This window comes from Odoribacter lunatus, assembly GCF_943193135.1.
GTDB classification, from domain to species: Bacteria; Bacteroidota; Bacteroidia; order Bacteroidales; family Marinifilaceae; genus Culturomica; species Culturomica lunata.
Window position 1 is genome coordinate 18,562 of the sequence record NZ_CALPCZ010000025.1, and the last position, 17,725, is coordinate 36,286.

Sequence of the window (17,725 nt, forward strand, 5' to 3'; positions counted from 1 at the left end):
ATCTTCAGGTAATTCTATTACACCCCGTAATTTGGTAGATACAGGCTTGTTTTTTTTCATCTGTCTGAGTTTGCAAAACCCTTCTTAATTGAAGCTCCACCAATTCTGTACAGTCTTTCCTTTTTTTCGTGCATATCGCTCTATTTTCTTCAAATGACAATAATTCCCAAATAACAATCTACAACCAGCTTTCTTCTTTTATATCAAAAACTTCGGAGAGTTTTAAAGAGACCATCGCGGGCGCGGACGGGCATTTGGGAAATACCTAAAGCCTTTTTGAGTTTAGCATTGGAAACGACATAATTTTCCGTCAGTTTCCGCAGGCGTTCCAAATTCAGGGGCAGATGACAGGCTGTGCCCAATCGGGCACAGCTTGTCATCAATCTCCGGTTTACTTTCCAGATATGCGGCTTTTTATTAAGGACCTCACACATCAGGGAAATCACTTCATTAGTAGACAAAGCCTCATCATCAGCCATGTGATAAATACCCGATGTAACCTTACCCGATAATAATCTGTCAATAACAAAAGTAAGATTATCAACCGAAGTGAACGTCCGGTGATTATCAAATGCCCCCAGCGGCCAAGGCAATCCTCGTTTTATCACATTATAGAGCAAATTAAGATTACCTTTATTACCCGGTCCGTGAATCATACAGGGACGCAAGATATATACTTCCTTATCTGCTGCCAATACTTTAGACCGGATATACTCTTCCGCTTTAATTTTACTTTCCCCATAAGGTCCTACTGGAGCAGGGACAATCTCTTCGGTTAAAATATCCCCCATAACAAAATCAGCGGCCGCCTTTACCGAACTAAAAAAAATAAACTTTCGTGCCTCGGAAGCGAGAAACCAATCAAAAATCTTTTGAGTCAATCCGGTATTAATCTGAAAATAACTGGCTGCATCCGCTCGGTTCTTCGTATCATGCGCTTTGCCTGCAAGATGAATCACTGCATCAACAGACGGTATCTGCACCCCCTCAAGGTCGCTCCAGGAAAAAGTCTTTACCACACCCTCCTTTTCTGGAGCCACAATATCCACCCCATATAGATTATGATACTCCTTTAAGGCAACAACAAGATTGGAACCCACAAAACCGTGGATACCCGTAATAAGTATGTTCATGGAATTATTTAAGAAAATATACTGGCCGGAAATGGCACATTTAATATCATCACGTTTTTCTGCTACAGCAGCTAAGCTTTCCTCATCACCTACATAAGCAACAATCGGTTTAACTTCCTCTTCTATTAATCCTTGCTTCTTATATGGCTTAACCTTATTCATCCACTCTTTCCACAAGAGATTGGCGACACCAATATATACTGACAATCATTTATTTATGCATTCAAATATAACTTTTCTATTTCCCTCCAAATAATATGTTGTTCAAAATTATTTACTACAAATTTCCGCCCACTCTGTCCATATTCATAGCATAACCTTTTATCATGATAAAACCTCTCTATTGCCATTGACAAACTATCGGGTTCATGTCCTACATATACTCCGGTTTTTTCTTCTATGATTGAATCTATACATCCTGTCACTTTTGTTGTTACTACAGGAAGTTCCATAGCTGATGCTTCTAATACAGATGTTGGGAATCCTTCGCGATAAGACGGCAAAACAAACAGATCCATCATGGCATAATAATATCCCATCTCGGTATTTTTTACATAGCCTGTATTTATTATCCTAGGATTATTTTTTATTATTTTTATTATACCCTCAGGTAATGCATCACGTTCTTCTAACATTCCCACCAATAATAGAACAATATGAGAATATTTATATTGCAATTGTTGAAAAGCATATATTAGATCTATTATTCCCTTATCTTTGACCAAACGTCCGGTAAATCCGATTACAAAATCAGATGACTTTATTTGCCGTTTAGTTTTTAATTCCACCAAATATTGTTCATCTATATTCTGTTTACAAAATCTATCAACATCTATACCATTGCAAGTACCTTTTGATAACAATGTCTGCTTAGAAACTGGATTAAGTCTATCCTCCAAACTTCTTTGATAAACAGAAGGACTAACACATACCACTTTAGTTGCCAACATTGCGGCTAATCGATCTATTATTATCAATAATTTCCGCTTTAGTCCAGAAGAAGTTTCATAAACCAAACCATGACGGAAGTAGATTCGTATCGGAACACGCATAACATATGCTGCCAACATGGCAATCAATGCCCCTTTAGGAGTATGTCCCGTGACTATATTTATATGTTTATGACAAATATACCGAGCTGTTACAAAGACAGCTTTCAAATCATTCCAAATAGAAATTTTCCGTAAAATGTCTATTGTCCGATATTCAAACTCATATACTTTTGAAAGATCCTCTAATTCCTCTGAAGGACTACAAATAATGTATTCTTTATATCCATTATGGGCAAAATATAAAAGTTGCTTCCCCAAAAAGAATGGAATGACAAAAGAAATATTTACAACATGGAGAATGTTATTCATTTAAAAATGTCTCTTGGCTTACTATAAAAAACTAATTATTATTCAAATAAAGACTTCTCCATGAAGAACAAATCTTGTTCAGAGCATATTTTAGTACCGTATCATAATTTCTTTCATTTTACTGGACAGTATTTCCGAACTATGGCTAGGTACTACATAACCATTTAACGCTTCTTTTCCACACTCTGTTGTCACAACTGACAATCTCATGGATAGCTTCTATTATAACCATAGGAAATCAGAAGCTCCCGTAAATAAAAGTTTCATGAGTATCTAAGTAAATAGGACTTGGGGGAAGAAGAGTTTATTTTCTTATAAACAATTCATTATATTTCCTGCTTTGCAGATCTTCTATAATAAGAGCTATACAAGAATTTAAATCGGGGAGAAGTATTGTCATCTAATTTCCAGGCTGTTTCCCCAGCTTCTATTTCGTTTCATCACCAAATTTGATTTTTCAACAATCAAATTCAAAAATTCAATAATTTCAGACTTAGACAAAGATTGCATCTCTCAGAATATTATTTTTAAATGATTCTCGTAAAGAATCTCTAAAATTGATGAGATCGATTTTAGAATTTGTCAATTTTTCAAGTTCTTCTTGAATAGCGACTAAAATGAAAAAATCAGATTCTTCTAAAGTTACGACCACATCGACATCACTCGTTTCATTTTGTTGCGAACGGGCAAAAGAACCGAAAACGCCCAAAGATTTAATGCCGAATTTTTTGGAAAAGGCATGCTTGAATTTTCGTAAAATTTCAAGGACTTCAGATGTTGTCATAGCTTTAAATCGTATTTTTTCCAAATATACGAAGATTTATTTAAGGTGCAATAATTCCTCCATTATATACTAATTCTACATTATTCGTAATCCCTTCACACAACAATTTTTTATCATATTCACTGCCCCTCACAATAGTATGACATCTTTTTTGAAGAAACTTTTCTAGCGGAAGAAACTTTCTGAAAGCGACACGTATAGAATCAACCCCATGAACAGTATAAACTATTTTACTTTTCGGAAATGCCAATCGGCCTAATAAGCCTATTTTAGAAGAATGAAGATGGATAATATCCGGTTTGTATTTAAAATATAATTTTATCAATTGAATAAAGACTAAGAAATCATAAAGAATTGATACAGGCCTTTTTAAATATTTGATATATTCATTTTTTATCCTGTCATCCAAGAGTTTCCACATTTTTCCATGCTTTCCTCCTACAGCGATAATAACCTCATGTTCTCCTATTAGCTTATTGGCCAGATTAATTACAACAGATTGTACACTTCCTAATTCACTGAGAATAATCACCTGTAATATTCGCATAATCTAATAATCAGCAGAATAAAACCATATTTTCTTATGATCATTTCTTTTTGCTAATTAGTTTTTCTTTCAATGTTCTCAATTGTAGCTTTACTATCAATACTTCAATAAACTGGGTTCCAAATATTTTCATCATATACCTTTTTAAATATACCAAAAGTCTTACCCGAAAAGGAATCCATGACATGGAAAAATGATGAATGACATAAGTATTTGAAGTAAGGTGAATTTTAGCAGTTTCATGAGACTTCGGACAAAAATAATCCTTTGGATAAATCGTGATTATATCATTAAAATTACGCAATCCGTTTTTCAAAATAAATCCCTCTTTTGCCATCCGACTACCTATAATTTCCACATTAGTTGTCGTATCATAACTTCCATCTTCCAATAAAAAATGCCTTTCTGAGTAATATTCCAATTGCCATTGAACCCATTTTCCTCGTTTCTCACTGGCCATAATACCTGTCGGTATATGTGATTCATCCTCAAAACCAGAAAAAGCCGGTAAATCTAAAAACTTGTCCAGATTTTTCAATACTTCTACATCCGTATCCATGTAAATTCCACCTTCTATATATAAAGCGTAAAGACGAACGTAATCTGTAACAAAAGCAAATTTACGGGCACTATATGCTTCCTCTACATAAGGAACAGTATGGATGTCGAAATTATCCTCGTTCCAGAGGCGTAGCTCATAATCCGGCAGATATTTCTTCCAAGAAGCTATACATTTTAAGGCCAGTTCCGGCATTTTTCCATGTCCGAACCAGCAATAATGAATAATTTTCGGAATCATTATTTATTAAATAAAAGGGCAAATTGAAAAGGAGAACATTGATTTGCTCCAGAAAATATATTAGCAATAAAAAGTAACATATAAGAAAACAATATAAAAAGTGAGCAAAACCTATGTTTCACATCTGTTCCTTTCCAGTGATAAAACAACTGATAAAATATATAAGCAAGAATCATAAAACGTACTGACACTAAAGGAAAAGCAAAACGGCTTAATACTACATTAAGACCAAATATATTAGAGAGTAATACTCCTATAAAAAAAGCCCTGAAATAAACAGTAAAATCATGATTCTCAATCTGTTTTTTTAACCATAGTCCCAATATCAATATACAAAGATCCAATACATGCACTAATAAAATTCCAAATCCAGATCCTATCTCCATGTGCATTTCTTCAGCTTCATAAGCATAACTATTGTATCCTAACAATTGAAATCCAACAATTAAACTATCCATCAGATAATTCATTATACCATTCCCCAAGAAGAGTGTAAAAAAATAGAGTCCTATAATCCAGATTTTTTTATCAATCAGCCAGCACCTCGTACTTCCTAAAAAATAGACCGGTAAAAGTAAGAAGGAGGAATAATGAAAACCGCCTGCCAACACCAAAAATATAAGATATTTCACAAATTTCCTTTCCTGAATAAAACGAATGCTATAAATAAAAATCATTGTCGCAATAGCATGCCTGATAATATTCAAGTCCACGAAAATCTTACTGGTCAAAAAATAAAACAATAAGGCAAAAGGCAGGAGATAACGTTTCCTAATAAAAATTAGGTAAAAAAACAAACTTTGGATTAAAACAGTCATACAAAACAAAACACTGTAATGAATCCTGTTTTCTACCAAAAAACGATTCAAAAATTCATATAAAGGCTCATATTTTATTGAATCAGAGAAATAAAACAAGTCTTTATAATGCTGTAAATAGGACATATAATCAATCCCAACTTTATACCGTAATCCTAAAATAACCACAAAAGGAATTATACCTAACAATACCGTAATATTAAATAACGACGGTTTTTCTTTCATCTTTATACCTAACACCGCCATTCCGATCATATGCATTAATAAGCCAATATAAATGACGAAAGCTAAAATCATAAGCAGTATTTAAAAACGACGTATAAAGTTTCGCAGTCCAACAACACCTTCTACTATCCAATATCCACGTCCTGCAGCTATCCACAATAATAATTTAACTATCAACGGAAAAGTAGCCCTACATATATACGAATCCGCTTCTTTATAAATACCCTTGTATTCCTGCTGGGTATAAAGTCTGCTAAACAAAGCATCCTTACGAATTGTCAGCTTCGTATAAATCAAACATCCTAACAAATCTGGATCCCCATCAAATAATTTTTGCATCTCCTCCACAAAACCAAATAACTCATTGAAAGTCTTATGCGTTAGGTTCCGTACAATAGAAACAGGATTATAAATATAGTGATAAAATGCCTCTGGCAAATAAGCCACATTCGGATGTTGAAGCAAAAGTTGCGTCACAACTAGTACGTCCTCACAACAATTAATACTTTCATCAAAATGGATAGCATTCTTCTGATAAAGTTCATGCCTTACCAGTTTATTCCACATACTTCCATGCAGCTTTCCTCTCAATATCTCTTTAAGTACATTCCTAGCTTCTACAGTTTTAGGCTTTTGTTTTTTTAAAGAAACTCTTTGATTGGTATGATTTAAAAAATCAGCAATTACTACATCTGCTTTCTCTGCTTCAGCCTTTTTATATAACCTTTCTAACATGCCAGATTCAATCCAATCGTCACTATCCACATGAATCGAATATTTACCCTTGGCCTCTTGAATCCCAACATTACGGGCAGAACTCACACCTCCATTGCTTTTATGGAACACCCTGACTCTTTTATCCTTACATGCATATTTATCGCAAATCCAACCCGAAGCATCAGTACTTCCGTCATCAATCAATAAAACCTCGTAATTAGCATAAGTCTGTCCAAGAATACTATCCACACACACCGACAAATAACGTTCAGCATTGTATACAGCCACTATAACAGATATTTCTGGACAATCATCTTTCTCCAACATAAATCATTCTTTTTCATATCTTCCAAACAAGACCAGTAATTTTGAAAAAATATTGTCTATTTTCCTGTATAACCACAATGCAGACAATTTCTTTACACGTTCCAATCTGTCATCGTTCACCAAAGTGTAATACTCTCCGGACCAATTCTGATTTATCACATGAGGGAAAACCGCTTTCAACTTTACGCCTTTTCTACGTATATAATTCCAGTCATCTGCCAATATTTCCGGACGTTTCTCTACTAACAAGCCCGCTGCCGCCCGATTGATCGCATAAGCATGTGTAAACGAAGCATTAAACACATTTACTAAATCAAAACACTCACAAAACTTTTGTTTTCGGGTATACATATAACGTCCTGACAAGAGAACTATTCTAGGCTGAGTAGACCTAAGCACTTTCTCTATATTTTTTATAATCTCCCGAATATCTTCTTTTATAATAATATCATCTTCTAAAATCAACACAGATTCGTCCGTTGATTCTAATAGTTTCCGATAACATTTCTGATGACTCAGTGTACATCCAATCTCACCTGGACGTACTTTTTGATTATACCGCAACAGAAATCTTTCCTGATTAAATTTTTCATTTTTCTCTTTCTCATTCATCAATTTTCCATCCACTCCGACAACAAACTCTACCGACAAAAAAAACAAGCTAGACAATTGTTCGAGCATATATTTTCGACGCTCCGCAGAACGTTCCAGATTTATTATATAAGTCCTCATCCTTGCCTTGTTTTATTTTAAATATCCCCGAATCTTTTGCTTAAAATGAACTACCTTCCTTGTATTTGAATATCCAATAAAATTACATACTTTCATTTTAAATCTTTGGTAAGGAGTTATCCACGAACCAGCAAAATGATGAATCGTATATGTATTTTCAGTCAAATACAATTTCCCGTTCTTATGAGATTTCGGACAAAAAAAGTCTTTGGGATAAAAAGTTATCAAACCAGGAAAATCTTGATACGTATTATTTTGCAGCAACCCCTGTCTCAACATGTTCTCTGTAAGTGTTATTACATTCGTTGTCAAATCAAATGTTCCATCGGATTTCAAAAAATGTCGGTCAGAATAATAGACAAGATTATCCTTTACCCAACGGCCACCCTTTTCACTCGCCATAATTCCTGTGGGAATCATCTTATCATCTTCAAAACCTGAAAAAGCAGTATGAATCAGAAACCTATCTAAAGACTTCAATACCTCCACATCCGTATCCATATAAATTCCCCCCTCACTATGTAAAGCAAACAAACGCACATAATCCGTCACGAAAGCAAACTTTCGAGCCTCATAAGCCTCTTTTACATAAGTATTACTCTCAATATTGAAATTACGTTCATTCCATTCTCGGATTTCATAATCTGGCAAATATTTCTTCCACGAACTAATACACTTTTGTGCTAATTCCGGCAAAGGATTTCCACCAAACCAACAGTAATGAATTATCTTAGGTATCATGATGTGTCAATTACTAAGAAAAGAAACAAGCCTTTGGCAAGCCTTACCATCTCCATAAGGATTAACCGCCTTACTCATCTTTTCATAATATTCCGGGTTATCTAGCAAATCAGAAATCTCTTCCACAATTTTATTATAATCCGTTCCTACCAATTTTACTGTCCCTGCCTCCAATGCCTCTGGACGCTCCGTTGTATCACGCATCACTAATACCGGTTTACCCAAGCCCGGCGCCTCTTCCTGTATACCACCACTATCGGTCAAAACAATTGCAGATTTCTCCATCAAATAGACAAAAGAAAGGTACTCCAATGGCTCGATAAAAAACATATTATCCAAATCCGATAAATCCTCCCCAAACACGTCATGAATTGGACGACGGACATTCGGATTCAAATGCATCGGATAAACAAAATCCACTTCCGGATACTTTTCCGAGAGTGCCTTTATTGCTTTACACATAGAGATAAAGCCATTACCAAAATTCTCCCGGCGATGGCCGGTTATCAATACTAACCTTTTCCCTCCGGTCAAACGCTTAACATCATATCCCGATGATTCCAATACATGCTCCAACTCACCATCCAACACTTTATCATTTTTGATCTTCTCCACCACCATATAAAGAGCATCTATCACGGTATTCCCCGTTACTGAAATTCTTTCTTCCGGTACATTCTCTTTCAACAAATTATCCTTACTTAAGGGAGTCGGCGCAAAATGATAAGTTGCAATACGACCTGTAATTTGCCGGTTCATTTCCTCCGGCCAGGGACTGTAAATATTATGCGTGCGCAATCCTGCTTCCACATGCCCAACAGTAATCTGCTGATAAAAAGCTGCCAAAGCGGCAGCCGTAGAAGTCGTTGTATCTCCATGGACCAAAACCACATCGGGCTGTACTTCTTTCAATACATCCCGCATCTCCGTCAACACACGAGCCGTCACATCATACAAATCCTGTCCCTGCTTCATGATATTCAAATCATAATCAGGCCGTATATCAAATATATGTAATACCTGATCCAACATTTCACGGTGTTGTCCGGTTACACACACAACCGTCTCAAATTTCTCCGGATATCTTTGAAATTCTTTTACCAAAGGAGCCATCTTAATAGCTTCCGGACGCGTACCGAAAACAAGCATAACTGTCTTCATCTCCATTTAAATAAGTTTCTTGATTACTTGATAAAACTGTCTTACAAAAGGAATACTTCTCACTATTGTTTTCATCCGATTTACCAGATAATAGTGTACATAAAAAGAATACAGACAGCGTCTAGCTGCCCACCTAAAACCTAATTCAGGATACAATTTCCGGAATAATTCATAATTTCTATTCTTTACGGAAGGATGTTGCAATTGCCCATTACCTCGAACTGCCTCCATCACCTCTCGCTCCTCACACACCATTTCCTCTTTACACCTTTCAAAAAATGTCCTCCCCTTTTCCGTATTTAGAAATACCTCCGAAATACCTTTTCCCACATCCAGAGCTGTTTCTCCAATTCCCCAATAATCTCCAATTGTTACATCCGAAATACGTCTCGGATTTGCATAGGAACAAGAATAACAACAATGTCTGTGAAATAATCCCGTTATAAAACCTGTAATATAATAGTTGTGCGGATACTTTTCTTCAACACCAACCCCTCCTCCATTATCTGGTATCAAATCACTCAAAAAGATTCCATATTTTAAATCCTTCCTCATCTTACCCTTTACTCGGAAGCGAACTTGATAATCCTTTTCAGGCAGATTCCTTTTTTTCAATATCTCTCTTACACATTCCTGCAACAACTCTCCCGAAGGAACTCCGTGACATACCAAGTCCACCGTTACCAACTCTGCATAATCTTTACGTAAAAAAGCTCGCAAACCAGCAATCTGACAAGGAGTACCCACAAACAAGGTTTGCTTACCTTCCAACAAATCTTTCTTTACCGACTTAAATACATCTCCGATTTCACTTTGGACATATTTTGAACCTTTGATTTTATACAACTCGTTCTTCCTTTCTATACGCCGATGCCTAATATCAGCATAAGATTCTTGTACGCATCCATACACAACACCTCCTTCTTTAATCACTCTTTGAGCAAAAATAGAAGAAGCTCCACCCGACGTACTACTCCTACGATCACTTTCTTCTTTGCTATAAGCAGCATACACAATCTCCGGCAACACCTTTTCTAAGGGATGATTTACCGGACAAATAGAAAAACACAAACCGCAATTAACACAGCTATTCTCATCAATCTCCGGATACAAAAAACCACAACAATCCTTTTCCACCCTAATAGCGCGATGAGAACAACTATTATAACAGGCCATACACCCGGTGCATAAATCAACCGGACAAATCCTATTCATATATCAATTCTTTAACGCATTCACTAAATAATCAAGCGATTGTTTCCTGTGAGTAGATAATTTCTCCTTCACTGAAGAATAATCTATTTGTCCCAACCCTTCAATTCTTCCAGCATCAGATTCACCAACAAAATACTTGCTAAGGCCTAATAAATTAAAAAGATGTAAAATGCGGGAATTCTGATTCTCTTTTGAAGAATCAGTAAACCGCTTAAACGTGCAGAACCTCTTTTCAAAAAGAATCGAAAAAATACTTCCGTGAAAAGAATCTGTAAAGAAATACTCGCTATGATAAATATAATTCAAAAACTCCTCGGGACCAGCAGCTATACACCCCTCCCACGCTACGTAAGAAGGATGTGTGCAAAATATTTTCAGTGGTAAATGAAATCGATTAGCAAACTCTTTTACATAATTTAAATACCACACATTAGGCGTTAAGAAATAACATAATACATACTTCTCTTTTTCCTGTACCCCCTCCTTGACAAATCGTTTCCAAACCTCTCCCTCCAACAATAATGTAGGATCAAGTACCGTGCAAATCGGTTTCTCCAAAAAAGACGCCAACAATTGTGCCCCCTGTTCTTCCCTTGCGGAAAGGTAATCAAAACGCTCTAATAATGGACGTGTCTTCAAAACAAACTCTTTAGGATAATCACAAACTCCTACGCTGGGAGCATAGGCTATTTTTTTCTTCTGGGTAAAATCCAGATAATAATAGGGAGAATAAATATTTATATGAGGAAACCATATTTGGTCACTTCCACAAATAAACATATCATATTGACTATCCAATTTTTCCAAAGGGAGAATTCGAGTATTAATTTTTAAATACTTTCTCTGAAAATCTTGATAAGCTCTTTCAGACTTCTTTTTCAAGCAACTATACTTTCGATTAGTCACAAAACATTTCCATTCTCCGAGTTGTCTCCTAAATAAAAGGAAGCGTTCATTCTGCACCCCTTCCTCTATAATTAAAGAATCATCTAAAATATCATTATCATATCCTTCCCTGCGAATCACTTGCTGTAGCGCATAAGCCTGCAAATAAGTCCCGAAATTATTATACTTTATCCACGTAACTGTTGCAGTCTTTTTCATTACATTCTCATAAAATTCAACAACTTGTTCTTAAAAAGCATCCGTTCCCCCTTTTTTAATCCGATAAAATAGACTGACATTCCAACAGAGAAAATAGAAACAAACGTAACCACAAACAAACGCAGGAAACCAACTGGCATTTCCCAATATACAACCATTGGAACAATTGAAGCCACCAAAGCTACCACAAACACATTTAAAATCTCCTTCCCGAACCTTATGACAGGTAAATGAATCATACGATGAAGTAGAAATGTTCGGATTATCAATAAAAATACTGAAATACAACCATAAATATAAAACGTATATTCCGGCGGCATACCCCATCTCAAAAACAAGTAAGACAATGGTAAATTAGCAAACAAGAACAAAGATACCCACATTTGATACGTACGGATTCTACCATAAGCCTTTGCTGCAGTTGCCAGCAAGTTGGATAATGAATCGAGCATAACATTCACAATAGCCAAACGACAAAACAACACTGTGTAGTCAGGAACATTTCTCAACCATAACCTCAATACCTCTTCCGTTTCCAAAACCAAAGGAAGTGCAAAAAACAAAAGCAAATAAAAAGAAAAATTGGTACTCCGAAACAAAAGCACAAACATCTGTTCCTTTTCATTGGCTGCAAAATATTTTATCAACTGCGGATTCACTGCTGTTTGAAAACTACTGACAAAACGATTTAAAGCACCAGTCACCTGATAAGAAATACCTCGAGCAGCATTAACAACCGGATTGAAAAAAATATTCAATACTAAATTGACTCCTTGTATAGTTGCCACCCACGACAATTCTCCAATAGCACTCCACCCTGCAAAAGACATTAATTCCTTGAAAAGTGACTTGTTCCAGAAAACTCTAAAACGAGCTTCCACAAATTTACTTCGACAATAAATCCAATATCCTCCTGTCACCAAGCAACTCACTCCACAAATAAGAATCGCATACAACTTTAGTTTATCAGAGGGTATCCATAAAAGCAAGAAAGCAACTCCTAAACTCAAAACTACTTCCAAAATGCTAATATAAGCATATACATTCATTTTCTCACGGGCAATGATAACGGCATTATAAGGTATTCTTACAATATTAGCACAGCAACCAAAAATAGAAAAAACAAAAACCCACCAAGCTGCCACTCTCTTACTCTCTGGAATATTCAACATACTTTCAAGCAGCCAATAACCGACACCTCCTGCAGTAATAACTACAATCAATGCCAATACTCCATGCACAACCAACGACAAACTGAAAATATGATTCAATTTACCCCAATTTCCTCGTCCCATCTCAAAAGACAAATAACGTTGCACTGCTATTGCCATAGAGGAGTTCAAAAAATTAAACATCACCACAAGTCCCCCCACCACATTGTAAATACCGTAATCCTCCACACCCAATACCTCCAGCACCACCCGCGACGTATACAACGTCACTCCCATAATCAAAAACATGCGGATATACAACATCCCCGTATTCTTCGCTATCCGGCGCGTATTCTCTGATGACATATAAAAAAATGAGAAAAGACACCTGAAAATGTCTATTGATTTTTTTAGAATAAACTACAATAAGAATTTCACATATTTCTCCTACCCGAAGTGAATATATTGCTCGCCTTTCTCGGCGACGGGGAGTATTTGGTTGTTGCCCCCGATGATGTTGATGATGGTCTTGACGCTCTGACCCTGCCGTATCTTTTTTATGGCAGGAGCGTATTGTTCGGGCAAGAGTTCTCGAAGCAATTCCCGAACAGCGTGGACGTTGATATTTGTATTGCCGTTTACAAAATCCTGTGCCTTGGCAAGCTGTTCCATGTATATGGCATCAAGATTATCCGATATCCGATCCACAAGGCTTCGGGTATGGGAAGAGGTTTGTTCCTCGACAAGGACCAGGAACTCTTCTAACGTCAATTCATCGAAGAGTTCACTCAATTTCTTATTTAACGGCAATGCAGTTTTTGCTTTGATTTCCTCCTTTCTTTCAGCGCCCTTCCCCATTGCATTCTCTTTTTTCACAAACAAGGGTGTACAATATTGTCGGTTTAACAAGACCGCTGCCACCATGAGAAAAGGATGTTCTACAAACCACAACGGAAACATAATCTGTTTGCGGATTTTATATTTCTCCGAACACATACTTGCGGATGAGCGCCTGAATATTCTTTACCGATTTACCACTGTCGAACATAAGCAAAGGCAGGATACCTTCTACAAAGGTCTTGCTGCGTATCAGTTCTTTTGAACCCTCAAAATCTGCCAACACATCATTGTACAAGTCGGCAAGAACCGTCTTACAAAGGGTAACGGCATCGGGACATTGTGTAATGCGGCGGATGAAGTTCTGTCTCTCGCCCCGATCATGAATGTAAGGGTCAAGAGGTGTCGGAGCATCGCTCCCGCTGTCGCTGACTCCGCCGAAATTGTTTTGTATGGCAGCTGCAGCGTTAGGCAGCACCTGCACGTTACCGCCGTGTATGTGAAATGTCATATCCGATTTTTCCATGAGCATGCATCTTTCTGTTTACCGTGGACTTGCCGGCGATTGGCTGTTCATTTGCCGTTGTTCATGGAAAAAAGAGGTATTTTACTTTTGCTACCGCAGACAAAACAGCCTTGATATGAAAAGCATCAAAAAGCCGTTTTTTAAAACCTATCGTTTTTATACCAAAAACCTATCGTTTTTGCATCAAAAACCTATCGTTTTTTATTCGGAACCGATAGGTCTACAAATTTGCTTCCCGACAAACGAATATGAATCTATAATATATTAAGGTATGAACAAACCGTTATCTCCCCGTCCCTGTGGCAAGCGCGAACTGGCCCGGATGTATTTCCCAAAGACCGCAAATGCCGCTTCGGCCGTTGCCAATTTACGCAATCTGATGCTGTGCAACCAGGACATGATGAAGGAGTTGAAAGCTGCCGGATACAAATCACACGCGAAAATACTCACCCCACGCCAGGTGGGTATCATTTATCAATACCTCGGAGAGCCGTAAAAGCCGCATCACAAATTGTCGCAAGACATCGCAACATATCGTAATGTACGCTTTTCCGGCAGCATACTTTTACATCGTCAAACAATTAAAACTGTCCGTCCCGCAGGATAAACAGGGGCTTCAAGACGATGATCAGATATGTAAAGTACCAAAACAATGTTTCCAAAAGCCCAAGTTGTGGGAAATGGTATTTAAGAGCGATATGCGACGAACAAATCGATGTGGACAAACTGGCTGCACACATGGCAAGCCACAACACACCTTACTCGAAAGGCTGCATCCGCGGTATTCTCATCGACATGGTAAACTGCATCAAGGAGCTACTGTTGGAGGGCAAGAGCGTAAAGCTGCAAGATCTCGCCATTTTCAAAATCGGCATCATCAGCCAGGGTGCGCTTACCGCCGCCGAAGCAAAAACCTCTCTCGTCAGCGGATTTCGCTTTAAAGCCAGAGCCACCGGCGAGATGTCCATCAACGAACTAAAAACGGATGTGCAACTGAAAGAGTTGAAGCGTTATGCCGTAGAGGAGGAAGAAGAGACCGACAATGAACCGGAAACCCCGGAATCGGCCGAGTAACCCCTCACCCTAATCATCTTTATTGTATCACTAATTTCAAAACTATTTTATGATGAATAATTCAAAAAACAAAATCGGCTGGAGAAAAATCATTCAAGCCGTTGTGCAAGCTATCGTTGCCGCTTTGACAGCATTAGGCGTATCTTCATGCGCAGCCAATTTTTAATCACGCGACCATGATACAGGAAACTTTTCCCATGATTGTCGGTGAAGAAGAGGTGCTCAACGAGCGCGAACTTCTTGGCAAGGTGGAAAACGGACCGATGATGAACGGAGCGGACAGTGTCCGCTTCATCGTCATCCACTGTTCCGCCACACATGCCGATTGTGATTACACCGTCGAACAAATGCTTCGCGACCATAAAACGCGCGGTTTCCGCACAATCGGATACCATTTCTATATCCGCAGGAACGGCATCGTTACCCGTCACCGCGGGTTACTGGAAGTAGGCGCACATGCCCGAGGATACAACCGGTGTTCCATAGGTATCTGTTACGAAGGCGGATTAAATGCCGACGGGAAAACCGCCGATACCCGCACGCAGGAACAGAAAACCGCCTTATTGGAATTGTTGTGGAAACTTCATAAACTGTTTCCCCAGGCAATAATCACAGGCCATTGTGAACTGCCCGGAACGACAAAAACCTGCCCGGGCTTTTATCCCTCGCATGAATATGTGTTTTAAATGAAAAAGTGTTACTGTCCTCACGTGTTGATTCAACCCAAGAGGGCGGTAGCACCTTTTTTCATCATGCCGTTATTCCGCATAACTGCTTTTGATATTCAAGACTTACGTTCCTGCAACTATTCTCGACGGCAAGACTACAATAATATAATGCCTCATCACTGTCTATCGGCAGACGGGCGATTTGCGTCTCCAATAATCCGACTATCCGGTCTAAACGTCCGGCATATTCCCACAGGTTGAATGACCCCTCATGAATAAATTCATATTGCAAAGCATACGCCCGGAGCCAATCCGGTGAAAGTATTTCGGATACATGATTCGGGATATCACGTCCGGCACAATAATGAACGTATCCCTTTTGTATTTCTTTATCATAACTGTCGTCTACGAACATGTAACTGTTCATGTCCAGCAATTTCAAACGCTGCAAGGCCTCTATATCGGATATACCCTGCCAATAACCGTCTTTATTCAATTCTTCCGCCCATACAGCAAATTTTGCCCGAATAAATGTTATCCAGGGATGCAGTTCTTCGTCCTCCTCATCAACCATGCCGTACATACAAATCAAAAGCAATTTCATGACAGCAAAGAACTCTTCCGAATCGTACTTGTTTTCATCATAATTATCCAGATAAGAAGAAACAAGTTCGCCTGCCAACTGTTCATTCACACTGCGTTTTTCTTCATCTATGATAAAACCGTTATCACAAACGACGCTTATCATAGACTCAAGAATTTCCGCCCTGCCAACGAAAGAGGTACGACAAACATAACGCTGCCGGAGTAAGTCATACAAAGCATCCAGTTTGGCGCTATACATTTTCCGGTCGCCGAATTCATCATCCAGGGCATTCAATACGACCAGATTATGAAGGGCTGTGAAGATACGGACATGGGCTATCACCGCCGCATCACTCCATGCGTCATCTATCTGCCTGTTTTGTAGTCCCGGTAATTGCCGCCTTAATTCCTGTGTCGTCATTGTATATAATCAGAGGAGTATGTAATCACAATCGGTTATCTCTATCCCTGCCAACAGCAGGTTGGGTATTTCCAGCAGCAAACGCCTGCTCTTAGAACCACGCACGGAAAGCAAACTGCCTTCGTAATTGTCAAGCGGCCCGCCGATGACCCGCACCCGGCGTCCCTGCATAGCTGGAGTAATCTCTTCGGGTTTGTAATAACGGGGATTAACGGTACTGCGAATAGCATGAATAAAACGTATCATCTCCGTCTCCTTAACGGTCATTGCCTCGCGGTATGCCTTCCCTTTGACAAAACGATATTGCAATGTGGGGGTTATACTGACCACCGGGTCAAGTTTCTCCCGTGTTGTATAAACGAACAACAAATCTTGTAGAAAAGGAACTTCTTCCCGTATTTTCTTGCCACCACGGACAATCAAACGTTCTTTCATCGGTGTGAAAAGATCCATGTTCAAAGCGGCAAGCTGTTTGTAAGCAGGTAAGGAAGCGTTAGTACGTTTCAGGTCGCGCATCACATACCATTGGGGGAATCCATTTTCAGTTAAAGACAATTCTTCTAATCCTGTCCGGTCATCTATTTTATTGTCGACCAAAAAGTTATCATCTTTACTTATAAAAGTTCCGAAATAATTTCTCTTTTCTCTACTCTGTTCGTTTAGCATGAAAAACAGATGTGTCCTATTTGTATAAAAGTCACGCAAACTTTTATTTCAATATATCTCTTCCTAAGAGAAATGTTGAATATTGCAAAATTACACAGTTTATTGAAAATAGCAACATAAAAGAACTGAAATT

The 17,725-nt window shown here is 38.1% G+C and carries 21 protein-coding genes; 4 read left to right on the forward strand and 17 right to left on the reverse strand.

Going from position 1 to position 17,725, the window contains the following annotated elements; translation table 11 throughout:
• Window positions 1–203 precede the first annotated feature (203 nt).
• The 15 genes from NFR61_RS09055 to NFR61_RS09125 all read right to left on the reverse strand — a co-directional run bounded on the left by NFR61_RS09055 (window position 204) and on the right by NFR61_RS09125 (window position 14,178).
• Entirely contained in the window at window positions 204–1,133 is a 930-nt protein-coding gene (locus NFR61_RS09055; protein WP_251623297.1) for an NAD-dependent epimerase/dehydratase family protein, read from the reverse strand.
• Window positions 1,134–1,348: 215 nt separating this feature from the next.
• Entirely contained in the window at window positions 1,349–2,494 is a 1,146-nt protein-coding gene (locus tag NFR61_RS09060) for a glycosyltransferase family 4 protein (protein ID WP_251623254.1), read from the reverse strand.
• A 493-nt stretch (window positions 2,495–2,987) separates the two neighbouring features.
• On the reverse strand, window positions 2,988–3,302 hold the full coding sequence (locus tag NFR61_RS09065) for a nucleotidyltransferase family protein (protein WP_251623256.1): 315 nt from the start codon (window positions 3,300–3,302) through the stop codon (window positions 2,988–2,990).
• 16 nt (window positions 3,303–3,318) lie between these two features.
• Window positions 3,319–3,825 (reverse strand): glycosyltransferase, encoded by a 507-nt coding sequence (locus NFR61_RS09070; protein WP_251623258.1) that lies wholly within the window; start codon window positions 3,823–3,825, stop codon window positions 3,319–3,321.
• Between the two features lie 40 nt (window positions 3,826–3,865).
• Complete coding sequence (locus tag NFR61_RS09075) at window positions 3,866–4,624, reverse strand: glycosyltransferase family 32 protein (RefSeq protein WP_251623261.1); 759 nt, start codon at window positions 4,622–4,624, stop codon at window positions 3,866–3,868.
• Entirely contained in the window at window positions 4,624–5,739 is a 1,116-nt protein-coding gene (locus NFR61_RS09080; RefSeq protein WP_251623262.1) for an EpsG family protein, read from the reverse strand. The genes NFR61_RS09075 and NFR61_RS09080 overlap by 1 nt, the downstream gene beginning before the upstream one ends.
• Window positions 5,740–5,748: 9 nt before the next feature.
• Entirely contained in the window at window positions 5,749–6,711 is a 963-nt protein-coding gene (locus NFR61_RS09085) for a glycosyltransferase family 2 protein (RefSeq protein WP_251623264.1), read from the reverse strand.
• A 3-nt stretch (window positions 6,712–6,714) separates the two neighbouring features.
• Complete coding sequence (locus NFR61_RS09090) at window positions 6,715–7,443, reverse strand: glycosyltransferase family 25 protein (protein WP_251623266.1); 729 nt, start codon at window positions 7,441–7,443, stop codon at window positions 6,715–6,717.
• Between the two features lie 12 nt (window positions 7,444–7,455).
• Window positions 7,456–8,184, reverse strand: coding sequence for a glycosyltransferase family 32 protein (locus tag NFR61_RS09095; protein WP_251623268.1), 729 nt, complete (start codon window positions 8,182–8,184; stop codon window positions 7,456–7,458).
• A gap of 6 nt (window positions 8,185–8,190) precedes the next feature.
• Window positions 8,191–9,345, reverse strand: a complete 1,155-nt coding sequence (gene wecB / locus NFR61_RS09100) for a non-hydrolyzing UDP-N-acetylglucosamine 2-epimerase (RefSeq protein WP_251623299.1) — start codon at window positions 9,343–9,345, stop codon at window positions 8,191–8,193.
• 6 nt (window positions 9,346–9,351) lie between these two features.
• Window positions 9,352–10,560 (reverse strand): Coenzyme F420 hydrogenase/dehydrogenase, beta subunit C-terminal domain, encoded by a 1,209-nt coding sequence (locus NFR61_RS09105; protein WP_251623270.1) that lies wholly within the window; start codon window positions 10,558–10,560, stop codon window positions 9,352–9,354.
• A gap of 3 nt (window positions 10,561–10,563) precedes the next feature.
• Window positions 10,564–11,664 carry a polysaccharide pyruvyl transferase family protein gene (locus NFR61_RS09110; protein ID WP_251623273.1) on the reverse strand — a complete coding sequence of 367 codons (1,101 nt, stop codon included), beginning with the start codon at window positions 11,662–11,664 and terminating at the stop codon, window positions 10,564–10,566.
• Window positions 11,664–13,181 carry a lipopolysaccharide biosynthesis protein gene (locus tag NFR61_RS09115; protein WP_251623274.1) on the reverse strand — a complete coding sequence of 506 codons (1,518 nt, stop codon included), beginning with the start codon at window positions 13,179–13,181 and terminating at the stop codon, window positions 11,664–11,666. The genes NFR61_RS09110 and NFR61_RS09115 overlap by 1 nt, the downstream gene beginning before the upstream one ends.
• 81 nt (window positions 13,182–13,262) lie before the next feature.
• A complete protein-coding gene (locus NFR61_RS09120; protein ID WP_251623276.1) occupies window positions 13,263–13,811 on the reverse strand; it encodes a hypothetical protein in 549 nt (182 codons plus the stop codon).
• Entirely contained in the window at window positions 13,792–14,178 is a 387-nt protein-coding gene (locus tag NFR61_RS09125) for a hypothetical protein (protein WP_251623278.1), read from the reverse strand. The genes NFR61_RS09120 and NFR61_RS09125 overlap by 20 nt, the downstream gene beginning before the upstream one ends.
• Before the next feature lie 271 nt (window positions 14,179–14,449).
• Between NFR61_RS09125 and NFR61_RS09130 the strand changes: the two genes are divergently transcribed.
• The 4 genes from NFR61_RS09130 to NFR61_RS09145 all read left to right on the forward strand — a co-directional run bounded on the left by NFR61_RS09130 (window position 14,450) and on the right by NFR61_RS09145 (window position 15,938).
• Window positions 14,450–14,674 carry a DUF4248 domain-containing protein gene (locus tag NFR61_RS09130; protein ID WP_251623280.1) on the forward strand — a complete coding sequence of 75 codons (225 nt, stop codon included), beginning with the start codon at window positions 14,450–14,452 and terminating at the stop codon, window positions 14,672–14,674.
• Window positions 14,675–14,802: 128 nt separating this feature from the next.
• On the forward strand, window positions 14,803–15,252 hold the full coding sequence (locus tag NFR61_RS09135) for an HU family DNA-binding protein (RefSeq protein ID WP_251623282.1): 450 nt from the start codon (window positions 14,803–14,805) through the stop codon (window positions 15,250–15,252).
• 52 nt (window positions 15,253–15,304) lie between these two features.
• Window positions 15,305–15,418, forward strand: a complete 114-nt coding sequence (locus NFR61_RS09140; RefSeq protein WP_251623301.1) for a smalltalk protein — start codon at window positions 15,305–15,307, stop codon at window positions 15,416–15,418.
• 10 nt (window positions 15,419–15,428) lie between these two features.
• Window positions 15,429–15,938: an N-acetylmuramoyl-L-alanine amidase gene (locus NFR61_RS09145; RefSeq protein WP_251623284.1), complete on the forward strand. Its 510-nt coding sequence runs from the start codon at window positions 15,429–15,431 to the stop codon at window positions 15,936–15,938.
• A 64-nt stretch (window positions 15,939–16,002) separates the two neighbouring features.
• Here NFR61_RS09145 and NFR61_RS09150 read toward each other — a convergent pair whose 3' ends face one another.
• Both NFR61_RS09150 and NFR61_RS09155 read right to left on the reverse strand, forming a co-directional pair.
• A complete protein-coding gene (locus NFR61_RS09150; RefSeq protein WP_251623286.1) occupies window positions 16,003–16,926 on the reverse strand; it encodes a hypothetical protein in 924 nt (307 codons plus the stop codon).
• Window positions 16,927–16,935: 9 nt separating this feature from the next.
• Window positions 16,936–17,442: a UpxY family transcription antiterminator gene (locus NFR61_RS09155; RefSeq protein ID WP_251623302.1), complete on the reverse strand. Its 507-nt coding sequence runs from the start codon at window positions 17,440–17,442 to the stop codon at window positions 16,936–16,938.
• Window positions 17,443–17,725 lie beyond the last annotated feature (283 nt).